This window comes from Bacteroides sp. Ga6A2 (assembly GCF_000702225.1).
In the GTDB taxonomy this organism is placed as follows: Bacteria; Bacteroidota; Bacteroidia; order Bacteroidales; family Bacteroidaceae; genus Ga6A1.
Window position 1 is genome coordinate 128,171 of record NZ_KL370872.1, and the last position, 20,760, is coordinate 148,930.

Genomic DNA, 20,760 nt, shown 5'->3' on the forward strand with positions numbered 1-20,760 from the left:
TATAATATTTGTTTAATGCAAAGTAAAGTAAAAAATATTAAAAACGCAACACTTTCTTTGATAAAAGTATTGCGTTTTTGGCATAAATCTCATTTTGCGCAGGTTCTCTGCCAAAGATTATTTCAAGAACGACAGTAAATCGGCTACGATGAAACTGCTTCCGCCCACGAAAACCAAGTCGTTTTGCGATGCGTCGTGCAAGGCTGCCTCGTATGCCTGCCGAACGGTAGGGTAGGCGTCGCCTTCGAGTCCGTACCCGGCAGCCTTTGCCTTGAAGTCGCGGCAAGGCATGGCGCGCTTTACGCTTGCCTGAGTGAAGTAGTAAACGGCATGCTTTGGCATCATGCTAAGGACTGTGCTTATGTCCTTGTCGTTGACCATTCCCATAACGATGCGCAGGTTGTCGTACTCCTGAAGTTCGAGTTGCTTTACGATGTACTGGATTCCGCCAACGTTGTGGCCGGTGTCGCATATTACCTTAGGCTTGTCGGAGAGTTTCTGCCATCTGCCCATCAGGCCTGTGTTTTTGCAGACCGATGCAAAGCCGTCTGCCACGTTCTGACGGGTTATTCGGTAGCCTTTGCCTATGAGTTGTTTCAGAGCCTCGATTATTGTGCGCGTGTTCTTGGTCTGGCACAATCCTCCAAGTTCGGCAGTTATAAGTCCGAAAGTCTTTGTCTGATAGTCGAATCCGCCTTTTGCCAGAAGACATTCGCCCATAACTTCGTCCTGCTCTTCGGCAAAGATGATTGGAGCGTTCTGCTCTTCAGCCTTCGAGATGAATACGGGTTTTGTCTCGGGAGTAGTCTCGCCGATAACGACGGGAATGTTAGGTTTGATTATTCCAGCCTTTTCGCTTGCAATCTTGGCAAGAGTGTCGCCAAGGAACTGAACGTGGTCGAAACTGATGTTGGTTATTATGCTCACGTCGGGCGTGATGATGTTGGTGCAGTCGAGCCTTCCGCCCAGACCTACCTCTATGACGGCAACATCGACCTTCTCGTCGGCAAAGAACTTGAAAGCCATAGCCGTTGTGAGTTCGAAGAACGAAGGATGGAGCGGCTCGAAGAACGCTCTTTCGTGCTCAACGAAGTCGATAACGTACTGCTCGCTTATCGGCTTGCCGTTTACCCTTATGCGTTCGCGGAAGTCTACGAGGTGCGGCGACGTGTAAAGTCCAACTTTGTATCCTGCTTCTTGCAGAACCGATGCTATGGTATGCGAACAGGAACCCTTTCCGTTGGTTCCTGCCACATGGATAGTCTTAAAAGAAAGGTGTGGATGAGCAAAATGTTCATCCAGCACCTTTGTATTGTAGAGACCTTCTTTGTAAGCGCCTGCTCCGATGTTCTGGAATAGGGGAGCGCTGTTGAAAAGGTATTCGATAGTCTCTTTATAGTCCATTAGTCGAACAGTTTACGGAATTTTTGGAAGATAGATTCTTTAACCTTTGCGTTAGGCTGGAAACTGTCGCTCTTGAGAGCCTCTTCCATGAACTTCTTTTCCGACTTGTCGAGTGTTTCAGGAATGTAGACCGAAACATTTACGATGATGTCGCCCGTGCCGGTTGTTGTTCCGTAGCTGTTGATGGTTGGCAAGCCCTTTCCTCTGAGGCGCAGAACCTTGCCCGGCTGTGTTCCGGCAGGAATGTCGATTTTTGCCTTTCCGCTGATTGTAGGAATGTCGATTGTTGCGCCGAGCGTAGCCTGCGGAACGCTGAGCAGAAGGTTGTAGACGAGGTCGCTTCCGTCGCGGATGAGTTCGGGATGCGGCTCTTCCTGAATCATAATCTGAAGGTCGCCCGGCACGCCGTTTCGCTTGGCTGCGTTGCCCTTGCCCTGAAGGGTGAGAATCATGCCCTCGCCAACACCCTTAGGGATGTTTGCCTCGACAATCTCCTCGCCAGAGATGACGCCGTCGCCATGACATTGCTTACATTTTGTCTTGATTATCTTGCCTTCGCCGTTACATGTCGGGCAGACCGACTGAGTCTGCATCTGTCCGAAGAAACTGTTTACTGTACGGTATGTTACTCCGCTTCCTTTACATGTTGAGCAAGTCTCGGTCTGTCCGTCTTCCGAGCCAGTTCCGTTACAATGAGGGCAGGTAACGTTCTTTTTTACCTTGAATTTCTTGGTGCATCCGTTAGCCACCTCTTCGAGTGTGAGTTTAACGCGTACGCGGAGGTCGCTGCCTCTTGACGTGCGTGCGCCGCCGCCTCTTCCGAAGCCGCCAAAGCCCGAGTGGCCGCCGAATATGTCGCCGAACATAGAGAAAATGTCGTCCATGTTCATCTCGCTGCTGAAGCCGCCGCCAAAGCCGCCTGCGCCGTTCACGCCCTCTGGTCCGAATTGGTCGTATCTTGCACGTTTGTTCTCATCGCGCAATACATCGTAGGCCTCGGCTGCTTCCTTGAACTTGGCTTCTGCCTCCTTGTCGTCAGGGTTGCGGTCGGGATGGTATTTGATAGCCATCTTCTTGTAGGCCTTCTTTATCTCATCAGCACTTGCATTCTTGTCAACACCAAGTACTTCGTAGTAATCTCTTTTTGCCATTTGTGTATATTGTTAATTACTGACCTACGGCTACTTTGGCGTGACGCAGAACCTTGTCCTTAATCATGTATCCAGTCTGTACGCAGTCTATAACCTTGTTTTTGTTGTCTTCTCCCATACCCGGAACCATGGCTACGGCCTCGTGCAGGTCGGCGTCGAAGTCCTTTCCTACGACCTCCATTTTTGCCACGCCTTCGCTTGCGAGAGCCTTCACGAACTTGTCGATGATAAGTGCCACGCCCTCTTTAACGGCTGCCACGTCCTCTGCCTTCTCCATGTTAGCCATGGCGCGCTCCATGTCGTCCATTACCGGAAGGAAGTTTTTCAGCACTCTGCCGCCGGCTGTATCGATGAGTTCAGCCTTCTCCTTGAGTGTGCGCTTGCGGAAGTTCTCGAACTCAGCCTGCTTGTATAGCATCTGGTTCTTCAGCTCGTCAATCTCGGCCTTTGCTGCCGCAAGTTCAGCCTGAAGTTTTTCCTCTTCTGTAAGAACCTTCTCCTCGGTCTGCTCCTCGGCAGCCGATTCTGGGTTGTTTACTTCATTGTTGGTCTCTTCGGTTAGGGGAGTATCCTTTACTTCCTCTTCTACCTTTACGTTTTCGTTAGATTCCATATATTGTTTTGTTATTTTCGTTTTGAATTGCACTCTGCAAACACTTTGCCAAAGTGGATTTTATGACAAAATTTTCTGCAAAAATACTTATTTTTTGCCGATTTGACAAATTATGTAAAAAAAATGCTATCTTTGCAAACATAATATTATAATATTAAGGTTTATAGATGATAACTATTTCAAATTTGGCCATTCAGTTTGGCAAGCGCGTTCTGTATAAAGATGTTAATGTTAAGTTTACAAATGGTAATATCTATGGTGTTATCGGTGCCAACGGCGCAGGAAAATCTACACTTTTGAAGGCAATATCGGGCGAACTTGAGCCTAACAAGGGAACAGTTACTCTGGGCCCGGGCGAGCGTCTGTCTGTATTGAGTCAGGACCACTTTAAGTTTGATGAGTTTACGGTTCTTGATACCGTGCTTATGGGACATACCGTGCTCTGGCAGATTATGCAGGAGAAGAATGCCCTTTACATGAAGGAGGATTTCAGCGACGAGGACGGAATAAAGGTTGCCGAACTTGAAGAGAAGTTTGCCGAACTCGACGGATACAATGCCGAGAGCGATGCAGCCCAACTTCTTAGCGGTCTTGGCATCAAGGAGGCACTTCACTATAAGTACATGAAGGAACTTAGCGGTAAGGAGAAGGTGCGCGTGATGCTTGCTCAGGCTTTGTTTGGAAATCCTGATAACCTGCTGCTCGACGAGCCTACCAACGACCTCGACCTTGAGACTGTTGTATGGCTTGAGGAGTATCTGGCAAACTTTGAGCATACCGTGCTTGTTGTGAGCCACGACCGTCACTTCCTCGACAGCGTTTGTACCCACACACTTGATATCGACTTCGGAAAGGTTAACCTGTTTGCCGGTAACTACAGCTTCTGGTACGAGAGTTCTCAGTTGGCTCTGCGTCAGGCTCAGAATGCCAAGGCAAAGGCCGAGGAGAAGAAGAAGGAACTTGAGGAGTTTATCCGCCGATTCTCTGCCAACGTTGCAAAGAGCAAGCAGACAACAAGCCGTAAGAAGATGCTCGAGAAACTTAATGTTGAGGAGATTAAGCCGTCGAGCCGTAAGTATCCGGGCATCATCTTCCAGATGGACCGCGAGCCGGGCAACCAGATTCTTGAGGTTAGCGGCTTGAAGTCGGTTACAGAGGACGGAACAGTATTGTTCGACAACGTTAACTTCCAAGTTGAGAAGAACGATAAGATTGTGTTCCTGAGCCGCAATCCGAAGGCTATGACTTCGTTGTTCCAGATTATCAACGGAGAGGAGAAGGCTGCTGCAGGTTCATTCAACTGGGGCGTTACGATAACAACCGCATATCTTCCTGTAGATAATACAAAATACTTCAACTCAACTCTAAACCTTGTTGACTGGCTTAGCCAGTATGGCGAGGGCAACGAGGTTACCATGAAGGGATTCCTTGGCAGAATGTTGTTCAGCGGCGAGGAGATTCTGAAAGAGGTTAACGTGCTTTCGGGAGGTGAGAAGATGCGTTGTATGATTGCCCGTATGCAGTTGAAGAATGCCAACTGTCTGATTCTTGATACTCCAACCAACCACCTCGACCTTGAGAGTATTCAGGCATTTAACAACAACCTGAAGTTGTATAAGGGTAACGTGCTGTTCTCGAGCCACGACCACGAGTTTATCCAGACTGTTGCAAACCGTATCATCGAGCTTACTCCAAACGGTATCATCGACAAGATGATGGATTACGATGACTACATTACCGACGACCACATCAAGGAGCTTCGTGCCAAGATGTACGGCGATACAGAAAACTAACCGATTATTCGGGTATCAATATAAAGCGCAATTCCTATTGGTCTTGCGCTTTTTTTGTGTTCGTTTTGCCAAGCCATAGTCCGAGGGCAAAGCCGAAAATCTTGTCGTCGAGCATAAAATGGGCGTGCTTGTCTTTGCCGTTGTTGGTGTAGCCTATAGGAAAGCAGATGCCGTACATTTCGCCATGAGTATTTGATATGTAGAAGTACATATCGTTTGAATCGTAATGCTCTTGGCATTTGCAGTTCTGCACCTGCTTGTGGTTGAACACGATTGGCGTATTGAAAACCTCGTCGCATCTTGGGTCGGCAAGCGTTTCTTCGGTATGCGTGTATGCGCCTATAGAGTCGGCAGAAGGCACAAACGTGTGTAGCGTGTAGCCTTCTTTTGACTTTGCCACAACTATAAAGTCTTTTCCGATGCCAAACATCATAAACGGCTCGTGGTTTGCCGCTTTTGCCGATAGCTCGAGCGTATAGACGAGGAAAGCGGAGCTGTAGCACTGTTCCACAAGGCAGAAGGCACGGCTGAAGGCGTGTCGGAGCGTGACGCAATGTTGCGTGATGCCGTTGTGGATATTATGCGCGGTGCAGGTATAGAGATTGTTGCTGATGAACAGGAGGGACTGCGTGTGCTTGATATAGTGAATGGGGAAAATGCTACTATGAGTAAGGCACAAAAAAGAGCAGCTGAAACCGCCACGCTCTCAGAAACCTCTGACGCTCCACTGACTGTCGTTTCAACTGCTGATGGTGCAAAGGTACTAAATAATCTTGATGAACTTACAAAACACTATGATAATTTAACAAAAAATAACGCAAAGACATTCTCCGTACAGCAGACGGCGAGGCATACGGCTTTGTTAAGGACGGCAAGATTTATCTTGACCCACGCATAGCAGGCGCACAGACTGCCGTACACGAGTACACCCACCTTTGGCTCGAGCCTTTTCTGATATTGGTAATTATGTGACACGACCCTGTCTATGCCTTGCGAAAATATGGTTGTGCCTTTGGTAATCTTGTCTTTTGCCGAGAGGCTTTGCGAGCAGACTGCAAGCGATAGTAAGAATGTTAATATTATACCCTTCATTTTTTAACTGTAACAACTGTAACTGTAACTCTTTTGTGTTTGTGATGATTTTCTTAATCCTTGTTTTGTAAATTGTAGACAGGAAAAAGAAGCGAGGCAACTTGCTGAAAGTCGCCCTCGCCTTTATATGTGGTTGATAGTCTTTTGCTTATGTTAGCGAGGCTATGGTTTTATCGGACAACAATAGATTTAAATAATAAACTATTTATTTCTCTTTCTTGAAACTCTCTTCTATGAATTTCTTATAGCCATCGCCTTCACTTTGGTATAGCTTCAACAGTTTGTCAAGATTCTTGTTTTTGCCGAGGATATCTTTGTTTGCTGCATACAATTTTACCACTTCGGTTATTCCGCTTGAAAAAGTGTCGATATTCCATCCTTTTTGATGTGAAGCCAATGCGTAGAATGAACAGCCTGCTATATAAGCTAAAAGATAATCGGCATTAGTCATGGTCAAATCCATAGTCTGCTTTCCTATTGTTATATTCACATCAGGTGAAGCCGCAGACCATGTAACGATATATTTCTTTACATTAGGCATACCTTTTGAGTCTAATGTATGTGTCATAAAGAACTTGCAAGCAGCCATAGCGTCAATATTATGTTGATGTGCAGCCTCTGCAGTCTTGAACTCCACAGGGTCAGGGACATATCCATATTTCAAATCTTTCTTGAACACCTCAAGTTTACCGATAGTATTCCACAAGCGTTCCTCCTCACCCTTATGGGCTGTAAGCCATTCAGCATTAGATTTATACTGCACCTTGGCATTTTTCATAGCCACATGGAAGAAACATTCCAATAGTTTCTGACGCTTCAACTCTGAGAAGAATGGCATGATACCATCATCTGTCAGGTCGTAAGCATACGAGAATGGGACAGGAGTGCCAAGGGTATCACGGCATAAAGCAGGAATTACGGTAGTAAATATGTCGTATAACTTACCATACTTAGAAGGCTCAGACTTTAGCACCTCCTTAACTTTGTTCAGGGAAAGGGTGGATAATGGCCCAGAATTAGGAGTGATGTTCTTATTTTCCCATTCTTTCAATGCAGCTTCAAGAGTTCCAACCTTTTCGCCAACCAATAGGGCGTTTATTCCGAAGCATGCTATTGCTTTATAATATTCACCTTCGTCAGCTAAAGTGCGCCCGTAAATAAGGTAACTGCCTTGGTCATGAAGAGTCATACCTTCCTTACGCAAGACACTTGCCTTTTGCGTTTTCTCATCCGTCTGTCCGTAGGCAAACGAAAAGGTGAACAACATAACCAACAAAAGCATACACTTAGCCTTCAAAAGTGAAGGAATAAAAGATAGCGTTTTAAGTGATTTTTTCATTTTTCGACTGTTTTTGTTGCAAAGATAATATATTGTGTAGGTAAAATCGAAAATAGGTAATAAATTTAATAAATATTAACTTTTGTAACGAAAAGAGGGGCGATTCTTCAATAAATCGTCCCTCTCGTTTATGTTATTCTGTTTGTTTTATTACCAAGCGAACAACTTTGGATAGCCAGTCATAATCTCGTTTACCTGAGCACGAACCTTTGCGATTACAGCCTCGTCTTCTGGAGCGTTGAGGACAGTCTCAATCATGTTTGCAATCTCGACCATAAGATCTTCCTTAGCACCACGGGTTGTGATGGCAGGAGTTCCGAGACGGATACCTGAAGTCTGGAATGCAGAACGGCTGTCGAATGGAACCATGTTCTTGTTTGCTGTAATGTCGGCAGCAACAAGAGCCTTCTCTGCAACCTTACCAGTCAAATCTGGGTACTTAGAACGAAGGTCTACGAGCATAGAGTGGTTGTCAGTACCGCCAGATACGATGTTGAAGCCTCTCTCCATAAGAGCGTTAGCAAGAACAGAAGCGTTCTTCTTTACCTGCTCCTGATAAACCTTGAACGATGGGTCGAGAGCCTCGCCGAAGGCAACAGCCTTGGCTGCGATAACGTGTTCAAGCGGACCGCCCTGCTGTCCCGGGAATACGGCTGAGTTAAGGAGTTGGCTCATCATCTTAACCTCGCCCTTTGGAGTCTTCAAGCCCCAAGGGTTCTCGAAGTCCTTGCCAAGAAGGATGATACCGCCACGAGGACCGCGAAGAGTCTTGTGAGTAGTAGATGTTACGATGTGAGCGTACTTGACAGGGTTGTCGAGCAAGCCAGCTGCGATAAGACCGGCTGGGTGAGCCATGTCAATCATAAGAAGTGCGCCAACCTCGTCGGCAATAGCGCGCATACGCTTGTAGTCCCACTCGCGGCTGTAAGCAGAGCCACCGCCGATGATGAGCTTTGGCTTGTGCTCCTTAGCGAGCTTCTCCATGTTGTCGTAGTCAACGCGACCAGTCTCCTTGTTAAGGTCGTAGCCGATGGCGTTGTATAGGATACCAGAAGTATTTACGGCAGAACCGTGAGAAAGGTGGCCACCGTGGTCGAGGTTAAGACCCATGAATGTGTTGCCCGGTTTAAGAACGGTAAGCAGTACGGCTGCGTTAGCCTGTGCGCCAGAGTGTGGCTGTACGTTGGCATATTCAGCACCGAACAGTTTCTTTACTCGTTCAATAGCGAGAGTCTCGCTCTCGTCTACAACCTGACAACCTCCGTAGTAACGCTTGCCCGGATAACCTTCTGCATACTTGTTTGTAAGAACAGAACCCATGGCTTCCATAACTTGGTCGCTAACAAAGTTCTCAGAAGCAATCAGCTCAATACCTTTAAGCTGACGCTGCTTTTCTCTCGCGATGATGTCGAAAATGACTTCGTCTCTTTTCATTTGTTGTTTTATAATTAGTTGTAATTTCTAAAATTCGCGTACAAAATTAGTCATAATTTGTGGTTTCGCCAACATATTTAAAGTAAAATATGTTTTTATCTTACATATATTTGCAAAACCGCCGCTATTTCCTTTTGTTTTTCTGGACGCTCCACCCAAATTTGCCTATTTTCTCGCCAAGTTTGTAGTAGCCTCCGTGAAGGTAGACGAGCGGATTGCTCAGCGCCAAGTCCCAATGCTGGGCGGCATCCATGTACTTCTCGTCGGCCTTGATGTTAACCACGTCGGCTATGAACATATCGTGCGAGCCGAGGCGGATTATCTCCTTTACCTTGCATTCTATGCAAAGTGGCGACTCCTCGATGTACGGGGCGCGTACAACCTTGCTCTTGCCAAGTGTGAGCCCCATCTCCCTGAACTTGTCGTAGTTCTTGCCCGAGCGTACTCCGCACCAGTCGGTAGCCCTTGCCATGTCCTCGGTTGTGAGGTTTATAACGAACTCCATGTTCTTTTTGATGATGGGGTAGGAATGCCGTTCGGGGCGTACCGATATATAGCACATTGCCGGGTTGGTACATATAGTTCCAGCCCAAGCAATGGTTATGGCGTTGTACTCGTCGGGAGTGCTTCCGCAGGTTATTAGTAATGCCGGCAAAGGGTATATGAGTGTTCCCGGCTTCCAGTCCTGCTTCATTATTTAAGTTTGATGCTGCGCAGGTCGAAAGCCTTTTCGCAATACTTGCACTTGAGTATTCCGTGAGCCTTGTCTATCACGTTGAATACGGTTGGCATAGGCTCGTTGTTTGTTATGCACTTAGGGTTTCCGCACTTTATGATGTTGTGGATTTCCTCGGGCATCGAAGCCGTCTTCTTCTCGGTAACCTCGTAGTTCTTGATGATGTTCAGGACCACGTTAGGCGCAACGAGCGAGAGGCGGTTTATCTCCTCATCGGTAAAGAACTTGCCTGCAACCTTAATGAGGCTCTTCTTGCCCATTTTCTTGCTGGCAAGGTTGAAGCCTATTGTAACGGCGTTCTCCATCTTGTCAAGCCCCAGAAGGCTCACGATGGTAAATAGTTTTTCGGAAGGTATGTGGTCGATGACTGTTCCGTTTTCGATGGCAGCCACTTCTAATTCTTTCTTCATTTTGCTGAATGTTTTAAAAGGGTTATCCGATAATTGTCTTGTCGTTCTTTACGTCGTCGAGGGTTATGCCCAGCGCGTCGCAGATGAGCGCCTCGCGTGCAAACAAGCCGTTGCGTGCCTGCTGGAAGTAGTATGCGTGAGGCGTTGTGTCTACATCCTGCGCAATCTCGTTTACGCGAGGAAGCGGATGCAGAATCTTCATGTTAGGTCGGGCCTTTCCGAGCATATCGGCCTTGAGGATGTAGGCATCTTTTACGCGTTCGTATTCCATGAGGTCGCTGAAGCGTTCTTTCTGAACTCGCGTCATGTACAGGATGTCGGCATCGGCAATAGTGTCTTCGTTAAAGTCCTGATGCTCTATGTACTTTATGCCGTGTGCGTTGCAGTATTCCTTGTATTCGTCGGGCATACGTAGTTCGTTTGGCGCGATGAAGTGGAAGGTAGGGTTGAAGTGTCGCATAGCCATCAGAAGCGAGTGTACCGTGCGTCCGTATTTGAGGTCGCCAACCATGTAGATGTTAAGGTTGTCGAGAGTCTTCTGCGTGTCGTAAATAGTGTAGAGGTCGAGCATGGTTTGTGAAGGGTGCTGGTTTGCTCCGTCGCCTGCGTTGATGATTGGCACCGGTGCAACCTCGCTTGCGTATCTGGCTGCTCCCTCAAGATAGTGTCTCATGCATATTACATCGGCATAGTTGCTCACCATCATGATGGTATCTTTCAGAGTCTCGCCCTTTGTTCCGCTTGTGATTTTAGGGTCGGCAAAGCCAATTACCTTTGCGCCCAGACGGTTGGCGGCAGTCTCGAAACTGAGACGTGTGCGTGTTGAAGGTTCGAAGAACAAAGTTGCCACCACCTTGCCTTTGAGCAGTTCGCGGTTGGGGTGCATTTCAAACTCGTGCGCCATGTTGAGCAGATACATAATCTTTTCTCTTGTATGGTTCGCAATGGTTACCAAACTTCTATTTTCCATCACTTGTGTTATTGTTATTTTTTGTTTTCTGTTGATTCTAATTTTTTCAAAGCCCTGTCGAACATTATCTCCTTGATGGAGTGGTTAGGCGTTACGACATTGAGGTCTACGTTGCCCTTTATTCCCATTTTGCTGCCGTCGCTCTTATGTTGCCATATCAGATAGTCGGCGGTATCTTTTAGTACCGGCATCTGGTCGCAATAGCGCGCTATCATCAGTTTGTAGTTTGGGAAATGCCCTTGTATGCAGTCGTGGTAGAATGCCCAGAGAGTGTAAATTATAGGCTTTCTGCCGTATGCCACCTCGAGCGAGTCCATGAATATCTGTAGGCTGTCTCTGAATTCCTGCGGCTTTAGGTTGTTGCGCGTCTCGACGTCTACGATAGGGACTATGTCGATGTCGCTCGGCGCAACCATAGAGCGGAAGTTGCGGAACTGGAGCACGGGCGATACCGTTGGTATGAAGTAGTGATAACTGCCCGTGATGAATCCCACGCGATGTGCGTTCATCATGTTGTAGTGGTACATCTCGTCGCGGATGTCCGTTCCCTCGCTCGCCTTGATGTAAACGAAGCCGATGTCGAGGTCGTTGGCAAGTTCGTCCCAGTCGATGACACCCTGATAGTGCGACAGGTCGATGCCGTTGTTCATGTTGTGTGTAGCCGAAGCCGGCACTTGCTTGTTGTCGTTGCCGCATGCCGTCATGGTTAAGACGGCAGCCGCCAGTAGTGCGTATAGTGGTTTTCTCAGAGTCATTACTGCTCCACTTTCTTCATGTTAAACTCTGTAATTTTTCCGTTTGTGTCTATTCGGGCTATGACCGTAAACTTCTTCTCGCCCGATTTGTTGCGGTCGCTGCTCTCTTTCTTCTGCGTGAGCGTGAAGTTGGTGTAGTAGCCACATTCTTCCTTGCCCTCGACAAACTGTTTTGTGATGATGAAGCCGTTCATGTCGTATGACAGTTTGCTTACATCTGATGTGTTTACCTTGCGCATGAATGTAACCACGTCGTTCTCGGTAGCGTCGGGCTTGTTGAGGAAACTCTTTACAGGCGCGGCTACGGTAGATTTGAGGGTTGCCTCGTCTTTGTTGCAGATGGCATCGAAGAACTTGCGGAAGATGCTCCGAACCTTGCTGCGGTCGGCTGTCTCGACCTTCTTCTTGTTTATGTTGTTGAGTGCGCTCTCAGCCTCTTCGCGATGCTTCTGCTTGCCGATGTACTTGGCAGGAGTGCTCAGATAGCGCAGGTATTCGTCCTCGGTATCGTTGAGCGATGCCTTCATCCATGCCAGAGAGTCGATTTTTGCCTGTGCGCTTGGCACGAGGTCGTCGTGCGGATGGGTGTCGATGAACTGCATGAAGTCCTCGGCCGAACTTGACTCGGCAATTTTCTGCCAGTCCTTCTTGCTCTTTATGAGTTTCTGGTTCATCTCGTAAATCTTGTTGCGGTGTGCTCCGTTAGGGAACTCGTCGAGATATTGCTTTATGTTTGCCTCGCAAGGATTCTTTATAACCTGAGAGTATATTTCCTCCTCGTGCTTTGCCGCCGTGTAGTTTGAGTAGACCTTGAATCCCACGATGCCTGCGATGATTAGCGATGATACGCAAATCCATGCCACGGCGTGGCTCTTCTTCTTTGGTTTTTCTGTTTCTTCTGCCTTTTCTTCAGGCTTCTGTTCAGGGTGGGCGGCAGGCTGTGCCTTGTCTGCTGGTTGTGGCGATGCGGCTGTTTCGGGTGCGACGGTGTTTGTAGGAGTTGTATCTTCTGTCTCTGCCGAAGGAGTATCGGCTGGTTTTTCATCGTCGGTTACTGTTTCCGAAGGCTCTTCGGCAGGTTGTTGCGAAGGTGTCTCGGCTTGTGTCTCTTGGGTTGCAGCATTGCTTTCGGTAGAGAATGATATCTCTTTGCTGCTGAAATCGTTATTGCAGGCTGTGTTTTCGGTAGCGGCTGATTCTTCGGCATCTTTTTCGGTAGCCTCTTCTGCCAGAGCCGTCTCGGTCATCTGGTTTGCCACGGCTGCTGCCTGAAGTGCTGCTGCCTCTTCTTCCTCAGCCACCTTCTGCGCCGCTATTGCCGCCTGAATCTTTCGGTTGTCGTTTTCTTCCTGCTTGTTGTCGGCAGTCTTTTCGGCAACGCCTGTTTCGGGCGCATTAAACGTAATCACCTTGTCATCATCGCCGTTAAGGCTTCGTCCGCACTTAATACATGTCTTGTATTGCTTTATGTTATACGAACCACAAAACGAACATAACTCTAAGTTGTGTTCTATCCGGCATCCGCAATTCGGACAGCTTGGAGCGTGGGTAGAGACATCGTGTCCACACTCGGGGCATTTAATCATCGACATTGTTGGTATGAAGTTTGTTTAACTATGCAAATATAATGCAAACAAAAGACAAATCAAAATTATGTGCTGTTTATTTTTTCGTAAAATTGCTTTGGAATGGGGTTGCTGCGCCGGATTTTGGCAAATGGTATTTTTTTTGCTCGGAATTTGTTCGGGATTTGTTCGGGATGCGTGCAAAAAAGTATTATTTTTGCGGCATTGTTAAAAAATCTAAAAAAAGTTTGAGGCTATGATATATTCAATTATTGGCAGCGGGGCGATAGGGGCGTATTACGGCGCAAAACTCGCCAAGGCCGGAAAGGATGTGCATTTCTTGTTCCATCGCGACTACGACGATGTTGTTGCAGGCGGATTGCAGGTTGACTCGTGCGACGGCAGTTTTCATCTTGATAACGTAAATGCCTACGATTCGGCAGACAAGATGCCAAAGAGCGATGTGGTGCTGGTGTGTCTGAAATCGGTAAACAACAGTCTGCTTGCCGACTTGCTGCCTCCGCTTCTGCATGACAATACGCTGGTGGTGCTTATTGAGAACGGCATAGGCGTGGAGGCCGATGTGCAGAAGATGTTCCCGGATGTGCAGCTTGCCGCCGGACTGGCTTTCATCTGCTCGGCAAAGACCGAGCCGGCAAGGGTTAACCACCAGTGCTATGGCTACATAAACATTGGCAACTACTCGTGCCGCGATGCCGCGCTTGTGCAGAGGGTTGTTGCCGACTTTAACGAGGCTGGCGTGAAGGCTACCGAGGTTGAGTATAACGAGGCACGATGGAAGAAGGCGGTATGGAACATGCCTTTCAACGGATTGACGGTGGTGATGAACACGCAGACCGATCGTTTGCTTGCCAACCCATCTACCCGATGTCTTGTAAAGGACCTGATGATGGAGGTTGTGCGTGCAGCACAGGCCTGCGGAGTGAAGAATATTGGCGAGGACTTTGCCGACAAGATGATACAGAACACTCTCGACATGACGCCTTACTCGCCGTCGATGAAGCTCGACTACGATTTTGGCCGTCCGATGGAGGTGTATTATCTCTACACCCGTCCGATTGAGGAGGCCCGCAAGGCTGGCTACGAAATGACGAAGTTGCAGATGCTGGAGCAGCAGCTTAGGTTCTGCGATGCAAGGTGATGCTTGAGTGGGATTGCCTTTTAGAGAAAAAGGTTACAGTTACAGTTGTTACAGTTCTTTTTTGCGAGGTATGATATTTTTTTAGAATATAGTCTTTAATTAGTATATATATAATAATTATAATATATATTATATATAATATATATTATAAAATATAAATAGTTATATATTGATAGTAGATTTATAGTAAATTTAGAGTAGAGTTATACCCCCCTTAAAACTAACTGTAACCACTGTAACTGTAACGTTTATTATTGCTAAGTGCTTGATTGATTGTAAGATAAATTGCCTTAATAATATTCTTTACAAGGCTTGTGTTTAGTTTGGCTATGCCGAAGAGGTTGGATTTAGGCAGTATTGAAGTGTGCTAAAATGTGCCTGAGAATAGCCCCAGATGCTTTATGACTGGCAGTATGTGTATTGGTTGTTTGCTGATAATTGCCGTTTGGGATGCCTAAAAATGCAGTCGTTTTTGCTTGGGTTTTGTTAGGTGTCAGGAGAGGAAAGAGTGTAACTCTGAATGCTACATGGCTTTTGATAATGTGGTGGTTATTAGGGTGTTTGCTGCATGTGGCTATGTTTTTTTTGAAGGCTGGGTAGGCTTTTAAGGTTTTGAAAACACTATGTAAAGTGAGGAGAAGGAGAACGAGCCAACGGCAGAAGAAAGCACCGATGCAACAGAAAAAGAAGCACAAGCCGAGCCGAACACAGCTCGTAGTGAGGCGGAACAGGCTAATACCGCAAGCAGAGGAGCAGGAGGCTGCAAACGAAACTGCGAACGAAGCAGAGCAGCGCGATGCTGTAAACAAGCAGCACCGGGGAGCGCAAGGAAAGCGAAATAATGGCGGTGTTGACTTTGAGAATGGCGACAAAATTTAAAAGTTACTATTCGTAAGAACGAATAAAAAGACAAGCCGAACGTGAGGGCGGCCGCATCCTCATACTGCCTTCTGGTAATTCGGAAGAGGCTGGTGGCCTTTCCAGCCGTACGCAAGACTTGTCTTCTGAGGGCAAAGATACGAACGTTTCTGAGAACGAGAAAGAAAAGGGTAAGAAAAAGCAAAGAAGGCAAAGACTATAGGCTTTAGTGGGTTTGTAGCGAAAGGCGAATTGTGGGACAAGGGTGTGCCTATGTGCATTTTCCATTCGCTTGAAAAAGCCAAGGAATATGTGGAGAAGAAGCGCAAGCTTGATGCAGCAAACGCTGAATACCAGAAGAAGGCTGCCGAAAAGGCAGATGTAGAGAAACCGAAGCTGAGAAGGAACGCAAGAGATATGGTGGTTCTACCGACGGAAAGACCCGATGCAGGCCGCCAACATAGCAAAGGTTCTTAGCGAAATTTTGTTAGGTAATGATTGTTGATTGGGGCGTTGCAATCTTCTATCTTCTTGTGGCTGAGAGGATTGAATAGGGTAGCGTTACAACGTTACAGTTACAGTTCGTTTTTTTGAAGGGTATGATATCTTGGTATGCTCTTGCAAACGAACAACTGCCTTGTTCTTGTTAAGATATGGGTTTATCGAAATCTGAACATGTCTCTTTTTGGGGAGAAGAGATGTTAAGCGCGCCTTTTCGATATTGGCGGCAGAATGAAAATGTTTGCGGCGTTACAACGTTACAGTTACAGTTCGTTTTTTTGAGGGGTATGATATCTTGGTATGCTCTTGCAAACGAACAACTGCCTTGTTCTTGTTAAGATATGGGCTTATCGAAATCTGAACAAGTTTCTTATCCATGAGAAGTAATTGCTTTTTCCGTTGAGCGAGTCGAGGGCATATTGGGCATCTTTGTTGCCTTGCTCGGCTGCTTTGGCGTACCATTCTCTTGCTTTTGCCTTATCTTTGTTTATGCCAACGCCAAAGAAGTAGCATCTGCCAAGTTGCAGCTGTGCAAGGTCGAAGCCTTGCTCGGCGGATAGGGTATACAGCTCGACCGCCTTTCTGTAGAATTGTCTTACGCCTATGCCTTTGTGGTAGCAGTAGCCCAAGTGATAAAGAGCCTCGGCATGGTTTTGCTCGGCAGCCTTGGTGCACCAGTCTATGGACTTTGCGTAATTCTTTTTTACGCCGTCGCCGTTGTGATATGACAGGGCAAGGTAATATTGTGCGTCGGCATAGCCTTGCTTGGCAGACAATGTGTATAGTTCTATGGCTTTCTTCTTGTCCTTGTTTATGCCAATTCCGAAGTCGTAGTGTAATGCCAGCATGTACTGGCCATTAGCGTTGTTCTGTTCGGCAGCCTTGTTGTACCATTCTATTGCCAGACTGATGTCTTTCTTAACGCCCATGCCATTTTCGTAAAATGCGCCCAATTTTGTTTGTGAGTCGGCATTGCCCAGTTCGGCAGCTATCTTTAACAGCTCGAAGGCATTCTGTAGGTTCTGCTTTAAGCCTGTGCCGTTTTGGTAGCATGCTGCCAGTCTGTATAGTGCATTGGTATTGTCGTGCTCCGAAGCCTTGACGTACCATTCTACAGCCTTCTCGTAGTCTTGCTCAACGCCTGTGCCGTTTTCGTAGCAGTAGCCGATATTGAATTGTGCCTCGTCATCGCCTTGCTCTGCAGCCTTTTTGTACCATTCTGCCGCTTTGCCATAGTCTTGCTCAACGCCATAGTTTGCGTAATAATAGAGAGTGCCTAAGCACAGTTGAGCTTTTGAGTACCCTCGGCGTGCAGCTTCGGTGTATAGTTCTACGGCCTTCTCGTAGTCTTGTTCAATGCCTTCGCCTTTTTCGTAATAGCGTGCAAGATTGTATGGTGCGTATTCGTTTCCTTGCTTGGATGCCTTGGTGTATAGTTCAATTGCCTTTTCGTGGTTTTGTTCAACGCCTTCGCCCGTCTCGAAGCAGATGCCCAATAGGTTTTGCGCGTTGTCGTGCCCCATGTCGGCTGCCTTCTGCAAGTATTCTATGGCTTTGTCAAGGTCGCGTTCGGTATTGTCGTCGCCACAGTAGTATCTTGCTCCGAGCTGATAAAGATATGTGGCTTTGTCGTTATTTTCCATAAGTGATAAAATGTTGATGATATTGATGTTATATGCTTCTCCAATTTAAATTGAATGTCTTTTTTTGAATCATGACGTGCAGACGTGATGCTGCGATTTTGTCATTTTTCTCTGATGGAGTTTTATTCTATGATACAAAAGAACAAAAAAATTAAATATAACACAACCTTTCGCCTTGCTTTTTTGAACGAAAAACGTGCTGCCTGCTTGGAGTAGGGCAGCACGTTTGGAGTAAGTTATCTGAATATATTCTTGATAGCTGAGATGATACTTCCGAAGAAGCCTTTTCCTGATTCTGTATTCTGATGATTGTTAGCGACGGCTTGTCTGCTAACCTCGTTATTTGCTGCAGATGCGGTAGGCTTGGTTGGCTTGGCAGATTTTTGCGGGTAGACTTTTGTAATGTCGAAATCAAGGTCGACCAGCATATTACAAACTTGCTTTTTGGCTTCGGGGTGTCCCTGCTCGGAAGCTTTCTTGAACAATTTGAATGCTTCTTCTAAGTTGCGGTCAACGCCGTCGCCGCTATAATACATACAGCCAAGAGCGTATTGTGCGTCGGCATTTTCCTGCTCTGCGGCTTTGTTAAACCATTCTATCGCTTTTGCTGAGTCGCGCTCTGTGCCGTTGCCGTCGTGGTAGCATGCTCCCAATACGTATTGTGCGTCGGCAAATCCTTGTTCTGCCGATTTTTTGTGCCACTCAAATGCTTTCTTTTCGTCTTTCTCTACTCCGTTGCCAGCGTCGTAGAACAAACCTAAGAAATATTGAGCCTCGTCGTGTCCTTGCTCTGCCGCTTTTGTAAGCATCTCGATGGATTTCTGCATGTCTTTCTCTACCACCTCGCCCGAGGCGTAGCATTTTGATATGCAGAATTGAGCTTCGGCATGTCCCATCTCGGCTGCTTGCTTAATCCACTCTATGGCTTGCTTGTGGTCATCTTCGCCCTTTTCGCCGTTGTGGTATGCCTGAGCTAATGTCATGCCTAAAAGACAAAGCTTTTGTGCTTGCTGAAGGCCTTCGTTCTCCTTGGCTTTTTCAGCAAAGTTGTTGCCTCCTCTAAGGTGATAGATTTCGCTGTTGTTGCGAATCTCTTCCAACGCAGATTTTGCATTTGGGTTTCCTTGTTGTGCTGACTTTTCAAGCCACTCGACTGCTTTGTTGGCATCTTCTTCTACGCCGTCGCCTTTAAGGTAGCAGAGGGCGAGGTTGTATTGTGCGTTGGCTTCTCCTTGGGTTGCAGCCTTGGTAAGCCATTCTATAGCCTTGGCAAAGTCTTGCTCTACGCCGTTTCCGTTGTGATAGCACAGACCAGTATAGTATTGTCCGGCAACATCGCCGTTCTCTGCTGCCTTTCTGTAATATTCGGCAGCCTTGACTTCGCTCTTCTCAACGCCGCGACCGTTGAAATATAAGATGCCCAAGCGGAACTGGGCGCGTTCGTTTTCCAACAAAGAAGCCTTTGAGTACCATTCGGCAGCTTTCTTGAAATCTTGTTCAACGTCCTTGCCAAATTCGTAGCTTATGCCCAAGTAGAACTGTGCATCGCTTTGTCCTTGTTGTGCTGCTTTTGTAAGCAGTTCGATGGCTTTTGTGTTGTCGGGTTCAACGCCTTGTCCGTTGTGATAGCACAGGGCAAGAAAGAACTGCGCGTCGGCATGTCCCATCTCGGCTGCTTGGCTGAAAAGGTCGAAGGCTTTCCCGAAGTCTTGTTCTGTGCCATTGCCGTTATAATACTGCACCCCAGAGAGGAATAGTTTTTGGGCTGTTTCGTTATTGTCCATAAGTGAAATATGTGTTTATAGAGAAATGTTTTTTCGAGTCGATTTTTTTGAAAGGCAAAAAGTATTATTTTCTGAATGGCGACAGAATGAATCCCATGATTCTTTGACCTATGGATTTTTGTTTTCTCTCGTAGCCTTCTAATAGCTTTTTTGCAAGCGTTATTGCTTTTTCATTTCCTTGTTCGGCAGACATGCATATTAGTTCCATGCCTTTCTTTGGCTCTATTGGTGTGCCGTATCCTTTACAATAACATAGGCCAAGATTGAACTGGGCTTCGTCATCTCCTTGTTCTGCCGATTTTGTAAACCATTCGAGGGCTTTCTGCGGATTGCTTACATTATCGTAGTTGACGTAGCATGCACCTAAGCTGTTTTGTGCTCTTGCATGTCCTTGCTCCGCAGCTTTGGTGTACCATTCTACGGCTTTCTCGTAATCTGTTGGTACGCCTGCGCCATTCTCGTAGCATACTCCCAAACGGAATTGAGCTTCATCGTTGCCTTGTTCGGCTGCCTTTCTGAACCATTCTGCGGCTTCTTTCCGATTCTGACTTGTGCCTGTTGCAAAGAGGTAGCAATTGGCAAGTTTCAGTTGGGCGTTGGCGTTTCCCTGTTCGGCTGGTAGGGTATAATATTCTGCAGCTTTGGCGAAATCTTGTGTTACACCTTCTCCTTCGTAATAGCAGTCGCCTAAGTTTTCCATGGCGCTAATGTGTCCTTGTTCGGCAGCCTTGGTGTATAACTCAACAGCTTTCTTTGTGTCTTGTTCTAAGTATTGTCCGAGTTTATAGCATGAGCCTATCTTGTTCTGTGCTTCGGCATTACCATGTTCTGCCGATTCTATGTACCATTTTAGGGCTTGCTGATAGTCTTTTGGTACGCCATTGCCATTGGCGTGGCATATAGCTAAATTGTATTGTGCTTCGTTGTTGCCGTGTGCTGCTGCTTTTGTGTACCACTCGATAGCCTTCCCGAAGTCTTGAGCTATGCCTTTTCCTTCGTAATAGCAATTTGCTAATTTAAACTGGGCACAATCGTTGTCTTGTTCTGCCGAGGCTTTATAGTACTCAGTAGCCTTTACGAAATCTTGTGGAACGCCATCGCCAGATTCGTACAACGAGGCCAAATTGAACTGCGCAATTGAGTGACCTTTATCTGCGGCTTTCTGATACAAGTCTGCAGCTTTTTTGCGGTCTTGTGCAACGCCGCGTCCATAGTCGTAGCAAACGCCTAAATTGTATTGTGCCTCAAAATCTCCCAGTTCGGCAGCCTTTGTAAAATATTCTACTGCTTTATGATAGTCTTTAGGCATGCTGTCTATGCCTGTGTAATAGGCAAATCCTAACATTAGAAGTTTTGATGTTTCTGCGTTAGTTTCTTTATTTGTATTATTTTCCATAAGTAATTTAAAATTTGTCTGGCAAAAATATAAAAATAAGTCAGATGGTACAAGATGATTTGTGTGTTTTTGAACAGAAGAATAATATAAACCGCCAAATTCTTGTGGGTGTGGAATGGGCTGTTGGGCATTATTATGGCTAAACTCTTCTGAA

19 protein-coding genes are annotated in these 20,760 nt (G+C 46.6%); 5 read left to right on the forward strand and 14 right to left on the reverse strand.

Features of this window, described 5'->3' with window-relative positions:
* Positions 1-117: 117 nt before the first annotated feature.
* From T538_RS0114435 to T538_RS0114445, 3 genes are read right to left on the reverse strand one after another with little or no spacing between them, the layout of a single operon-like run.
* The gene (locus T538_RS0114435) at positions 118-1,404 is read right to left on the reverse strand and encodes a bifunctional folylpolyglutamate synthase/dihydrofolate synthase (protein ID WP_031534863.1); all 1,287 of its coding nucleotides are present in this window, start codon (positions 1,402-1,404) and stop codon (positions 118-120) included.
* A complete protein-coding gene (dnaJ, locus tag T538_RS0114440) occupies positions 1,404-2,555 on the reverse strand; it encodes a molecular chaperone DnaJ (RefSeq protein ID WP_031534865.1) in 1,152 nt (383 codons plus the stop codon). Before dnaJ ends, T538_RS0114435 begins: the two co-directional genes overlap by 1 nt.
* Positions 2,556-2,571: 16 nt before the next feature.
* Positions 2,572-3,168, reverse strand: coding sequence for a nucleotide exchange factor GrpE (locus T538_RS0114445; protein WP_031534867.1), 597 nt, complete (start codon positions 3,166-3,168; stop codon positions 2,572-2,574).
* A 167-nt stretch (positions 3,169-3,335) separates the two neighbouring features.
* Here T538_RS0114445 and T538_RS0114450 point away from each other — a divergent pair, with 167 nt between their 5' ends.
* Entirely contained in the window at positions 3,336-4,961 is a 1,626-nt protein-coding gene (locus T538_RS0114450) for an ABC-F family ATP-binding cassette domain-containing protein (protein WP_031534869.1), read from the forward strand.
* 34 nt (positions 4,962-4,995) lie between these two features.
* On the opposite strand, the gene T538_RS0114455 is transcribed toward T538_RS0114450, so the two are convergent.
* Positions 4,996-5,472, reverse strand: a complete 477-nt coding sequence (locus tag T538_RS0114455; protein ID WP_031541474.1) for a hypothetical protein — start codon at positions 5,470-5,472, stop codon at positions 4,996-4,998.
* Positions 5,473-5,514: 42 nt separating this feature from the next.
* On the opposite strand from T538_RS0114455, the gene T538_RS0114460 reads away from it, so the two are divergent.
* Positions 5,515-5,859 (forward strand): hypothetical protein, encoded by a 345-nt coding sequence (locus T538_RS0114460; RefSeq protein WP_031534874.1) that lies wholly within the window; start codon positions 5,515-5,517, stop codon positions 5,857-5,859.
* Between the two features lie 399 nt (positions 5,860-6,258).
* On the opposite strand, the gene T538_RS0114465 is transcribed toward T538_RS0114460, so the two are convergent.
* The 7 genes from T538_RS0114465 to T538_RS0114495 all read right to left on the reverse strand — a co-directional run bounded on the left by T538_RS0114465 (position 6,259) and on the right by T538_RS0114495 (position 13,289).
* Positions 6,259-7,392: a hypothetical protein gene (locus tag T538_RS0114465; protein ID WP_031534875.1), complete on the reverse strand. Its 1,134-nt coding sequence runs from the start codon at positions 7,390-7,392 to the stop codon at positions 6,259-6,261.
* A gap of 150 nt (positions 7,393-7,542) precedes the next feature.
* Entirely contained in the window at positions 7,543-8,826 is a 1,284-nt protein-coding gene (gene glyA, locus T538_RS0114470) for a serine hydroxymethyltransferase (RefSeq protein ID WP_031534877.1), read from the reverse strand.
* A gap of 124 nt (positions 8,827-8,950) precedes the next feature.
* Positions 8,951-9,520, reverse strand: a complete 570-nt coding sequence (locus T538_RS0114475) for a flavin reductase family protein (RefSeq protein WP_031534879.1) — start codon at positions 9,518-9,520, stop codon at positions 8,951-8,953.
* Positions 9,520-9,972: an aspartate carbamoyltransferase regulatory subunit gene (gene pyrI / locus T538_RS0114480; RefSeq protein ID WP_031534881.1), complete on the reverse strand. Its 453-nt coding sequence runs from the start codon at positions 9,970-9,972 to the stop codon at positions 9,520-9,522. Before pyrI ends, T538_RS0114475 begins: the two co-directional genes overlap by 1 nt.
* A 22-nt stretch (positions 9,973-9,994) precedes the next feature.
* Positions 9,995-10,942: an aspartate carbamoyltransferase gene (gene pyrB / locus T538_RS0114485; RefSeq protein ID WP_031534883.1), complete on the reverse strand. Its 948-nt coding sequence runs from the start codon at positions 10,940-10,942 to the stop codon at positions 9,995-9,997.
* A 14-nt stretch (positions 10,943-10,956) separates the two neighbouring features.
* Positions 10,957-11,697 (reverse strand): glycoside hydrolase family 25 protein, encoded by a 741-nt coding sequence (locus T538_RS0114490; RefSeq protein ID WP_081835017.1) that lies wholly within the window; start codon positions 11,695-11,697, stop codon positions 10,957-10,959.
* Positions 11,697-13,289, reverse strand: a complete 1,593-nt coding sequence (locus T538_RS0114495) for a zinc ribbon domain-containing protein (RefSeq protein ID WP_031541477.1) — start codon at positions 13,287-13,289, stop codon at positions 11,697-11,699. Before T538_RS0114495 ends, T538_RS0114490 begins: the two co-directional genes overlap by 1 nt.
* Before the next feature lie 229 nt (positions 13,290-13,518).
* Here T538_RS0114495 and T538_RS0114505 point away from each other — a divergent pair, with 229 nt between their 5' ends.
* The 3 genes from T538_RS0114505 to T538_RS0114520 all read left to right on the forward strand — a co-directional run bounded on the left by T538_RS0114505 (position 13,519) and on the right by T538_RS0114520 (position 15,759).
* Positions 13,519-14,424, forward strand: coding sequence for a putative 2-dehydropantoate 2-reductase (locus T538_RS0114505; protein ID WP_031534891.1), 906 nt, complete (start codon positions 13,519-13,521; stop codon positions 14,422-14,424).
* Positions 14,425-15,096: 672 nt separating this feature from the next.
* Positions 15,097-15,303 (forward strand): hypothetical protein, encoded by a 207-nt coding sequence (locus T538_RS0114515; RefSeq protein ID WP_031534893.1) that lies wholly within the window; start codon positions 15,097-15,099, stop codon positions 15,301-15,303.
* A gap of 252 nt (positions 15,304-15,555) precedes the next feature.
* Entirely contained in the window at positions 15,556-15,759 is a 204-nt protein-coding gene (locus tag T538_RS0114520) for a hypothetical protein (protein WP_031541480.1), read from the forward strand.
* A 371-nt stretch (positions 15,760-16,130) separates the two neighbouring features.
* On the opposite strand, the gene T538_RS0114525 is transcribed toward T538_RS0114520, so the two are convergent.
* From T538_RS0114525 to T538_RS0114535, 3 genes are all read right to left on the reverse strand, one after another.
* A complete protein-coding gene (locus T538_RS0114525; protein ID WP_051656148.1) occupies positions 16,131-17,426 on the reverse strand; it encodes a tetratricopeptide repeat protein in 1,296 nt (431 codons plus the stop codon).
* A 236-nt stretch (positions 17,427-17,662) separates the two neighbouring features.
* Positions 17,663-19,210, reverse strand: coding sequence for a tetratricopeptide repeat protein (locus T538_RS0114530; RefSeq protein ID WP_051656149.1), 1,548 nt, complete (start codon positions 19,208-19,210; stop codon positions 17,663-17,665).
* 64 nt (positions 19,211-19,274) lie between these two features.
* Positions 19,275-20,555, reverse strand: coding sequence for an SEL1-like repeat protein (locus T538_RS0114535; protein ID WP_197028326.1), 1,281 nt, complete (start codon positions 20,553-20,555; stop codon positions 19,275-19,277).
* Between the last annotated feature and the right edge of the window lie 205 nt (positions 20,556-20,760).

Bases quoted from the DNA above. Each gene is read 5' to 3' on its own strand.
- T538_RS0114435 (WP_031534863.1), bottom strand. From the start codon at position 1,404: ATGGACTATAAAGAGACTATCGAATACCTTTTCAACAGCGCTCCCCTA.
- dnaJ (WP_031534865.1), bottom strand. From the start codon at position 2,555: ATGGCAAAAAGAGATTACTACGAAGTACTTGGTGTTGACAAGAATGCA.
- T538_RS0114445 (WP_031534867.1), bottom strand. From the start codon at position 3,168: ATGGAATCTAACGAAAACGTAAAGGTAGAAGAGGAAGTAAAGGATACT.
- T538_RS0114450 (WP_031534869.1), top strand. From the start codon at position 3,336: ATGATAACTATTTCAAATTTGGCCATTCAGTTTGGCAAGCGCGTTCTG.
- T538_RS0114460 (WP_031534874.1), top strand. From the start codon at position 5,515: ATGTTGCGTGATGCCGTTGTGGATATTATGCGCGGTGCAGGTATAGAG.
- T538_RS0114465 (WP_031534875.1), bottom strand. From the start codon at position 7,392: ATGAAAAAATCACTTAAAACGCTATCTTTTATTCCTTCACTTTTGAAG.
- glyA (WP_031534877.1), bottom strand. From the start codon at position 8,826: ATGAAAAGAGACGAAGTCATTTTCGACATCATCGCGAGAGAAAAGCAG.
- T538_RS0114475 (WP_031534879.1), bottom strand. From the start codon at position 9,520: ATGAAGCAGGACTGGAAGCCGGGAACACTCATATACCCTTTGCCGGCA.
- pyrI (WP_031534881.1), bottom strand. From the start codon at position 9,972: ATGAAGAAAGAATTAGAAGTGGCTGCCATCGAAAACGGAACAGTCATC.
- pyrB (WP_031534883.1), bottom strand. From the start codon at position 10,942: ATGGAAAATAGAAGTTTGGTAACCATTGCGAACCATACAAGAGAAAAG.
- T538_RS0114490 (WP_081835017.1), bottom strand. From the start codon at position 11,697: ATGACTCTGAGAAAACCACTATACGCACTACTGGCGGCTGCCGTCTTA.
- T538_RS0114495 (WP_031541477.1), bottom strand. From the start codon at position 13,289: ATGTCGATGATTAAATGCCCCGAGTGTGGACACGATGTCTCTACCCAC.
- T538_RS0114505 (WP_031534891.1), top strand. From the start codon at position 13,519: ATGATATATTCAATTATTGGCAGCGGGGCGATAGGGGCGTATTACGGC.
- T538_RS0114515 (WP_031534893.1), top strand. From the start codon at position 15,097: ATGCAACAGAAAAAGAAGCACAAGCCGAGCCGAACACAGCTCGTAGTG.
- T538_RS0114520 (WP_031541480.1), top strand. From the start codon at position 15,556: ATGTGCATTTTCCATTCGCTTGAAAAAGCCAAGGAATATGTGGAGAAG.
- T538_RS0114525 (WP_051656148.1), bottom strand. From the start codon at position 17,426: ATGGAAAATAACGACAAAGCCACATATCTTTATCAGCTCGGAGCAAGA.
- T538_RS0114530 (WP_051656149.1), bottom strand. From the start codon at position 19,210: ATGGACAATAACGAAACAGCCCAAAAACTATTCCTCTCTGGGGTGCAG.
- T538_RS0114535 (WP_197028326.1), bottom strand. From the start codon at position 20,555: ATGTTAGGATTTGCCTATTACACAGGCATAGACAGCATGCCTAAAGAC.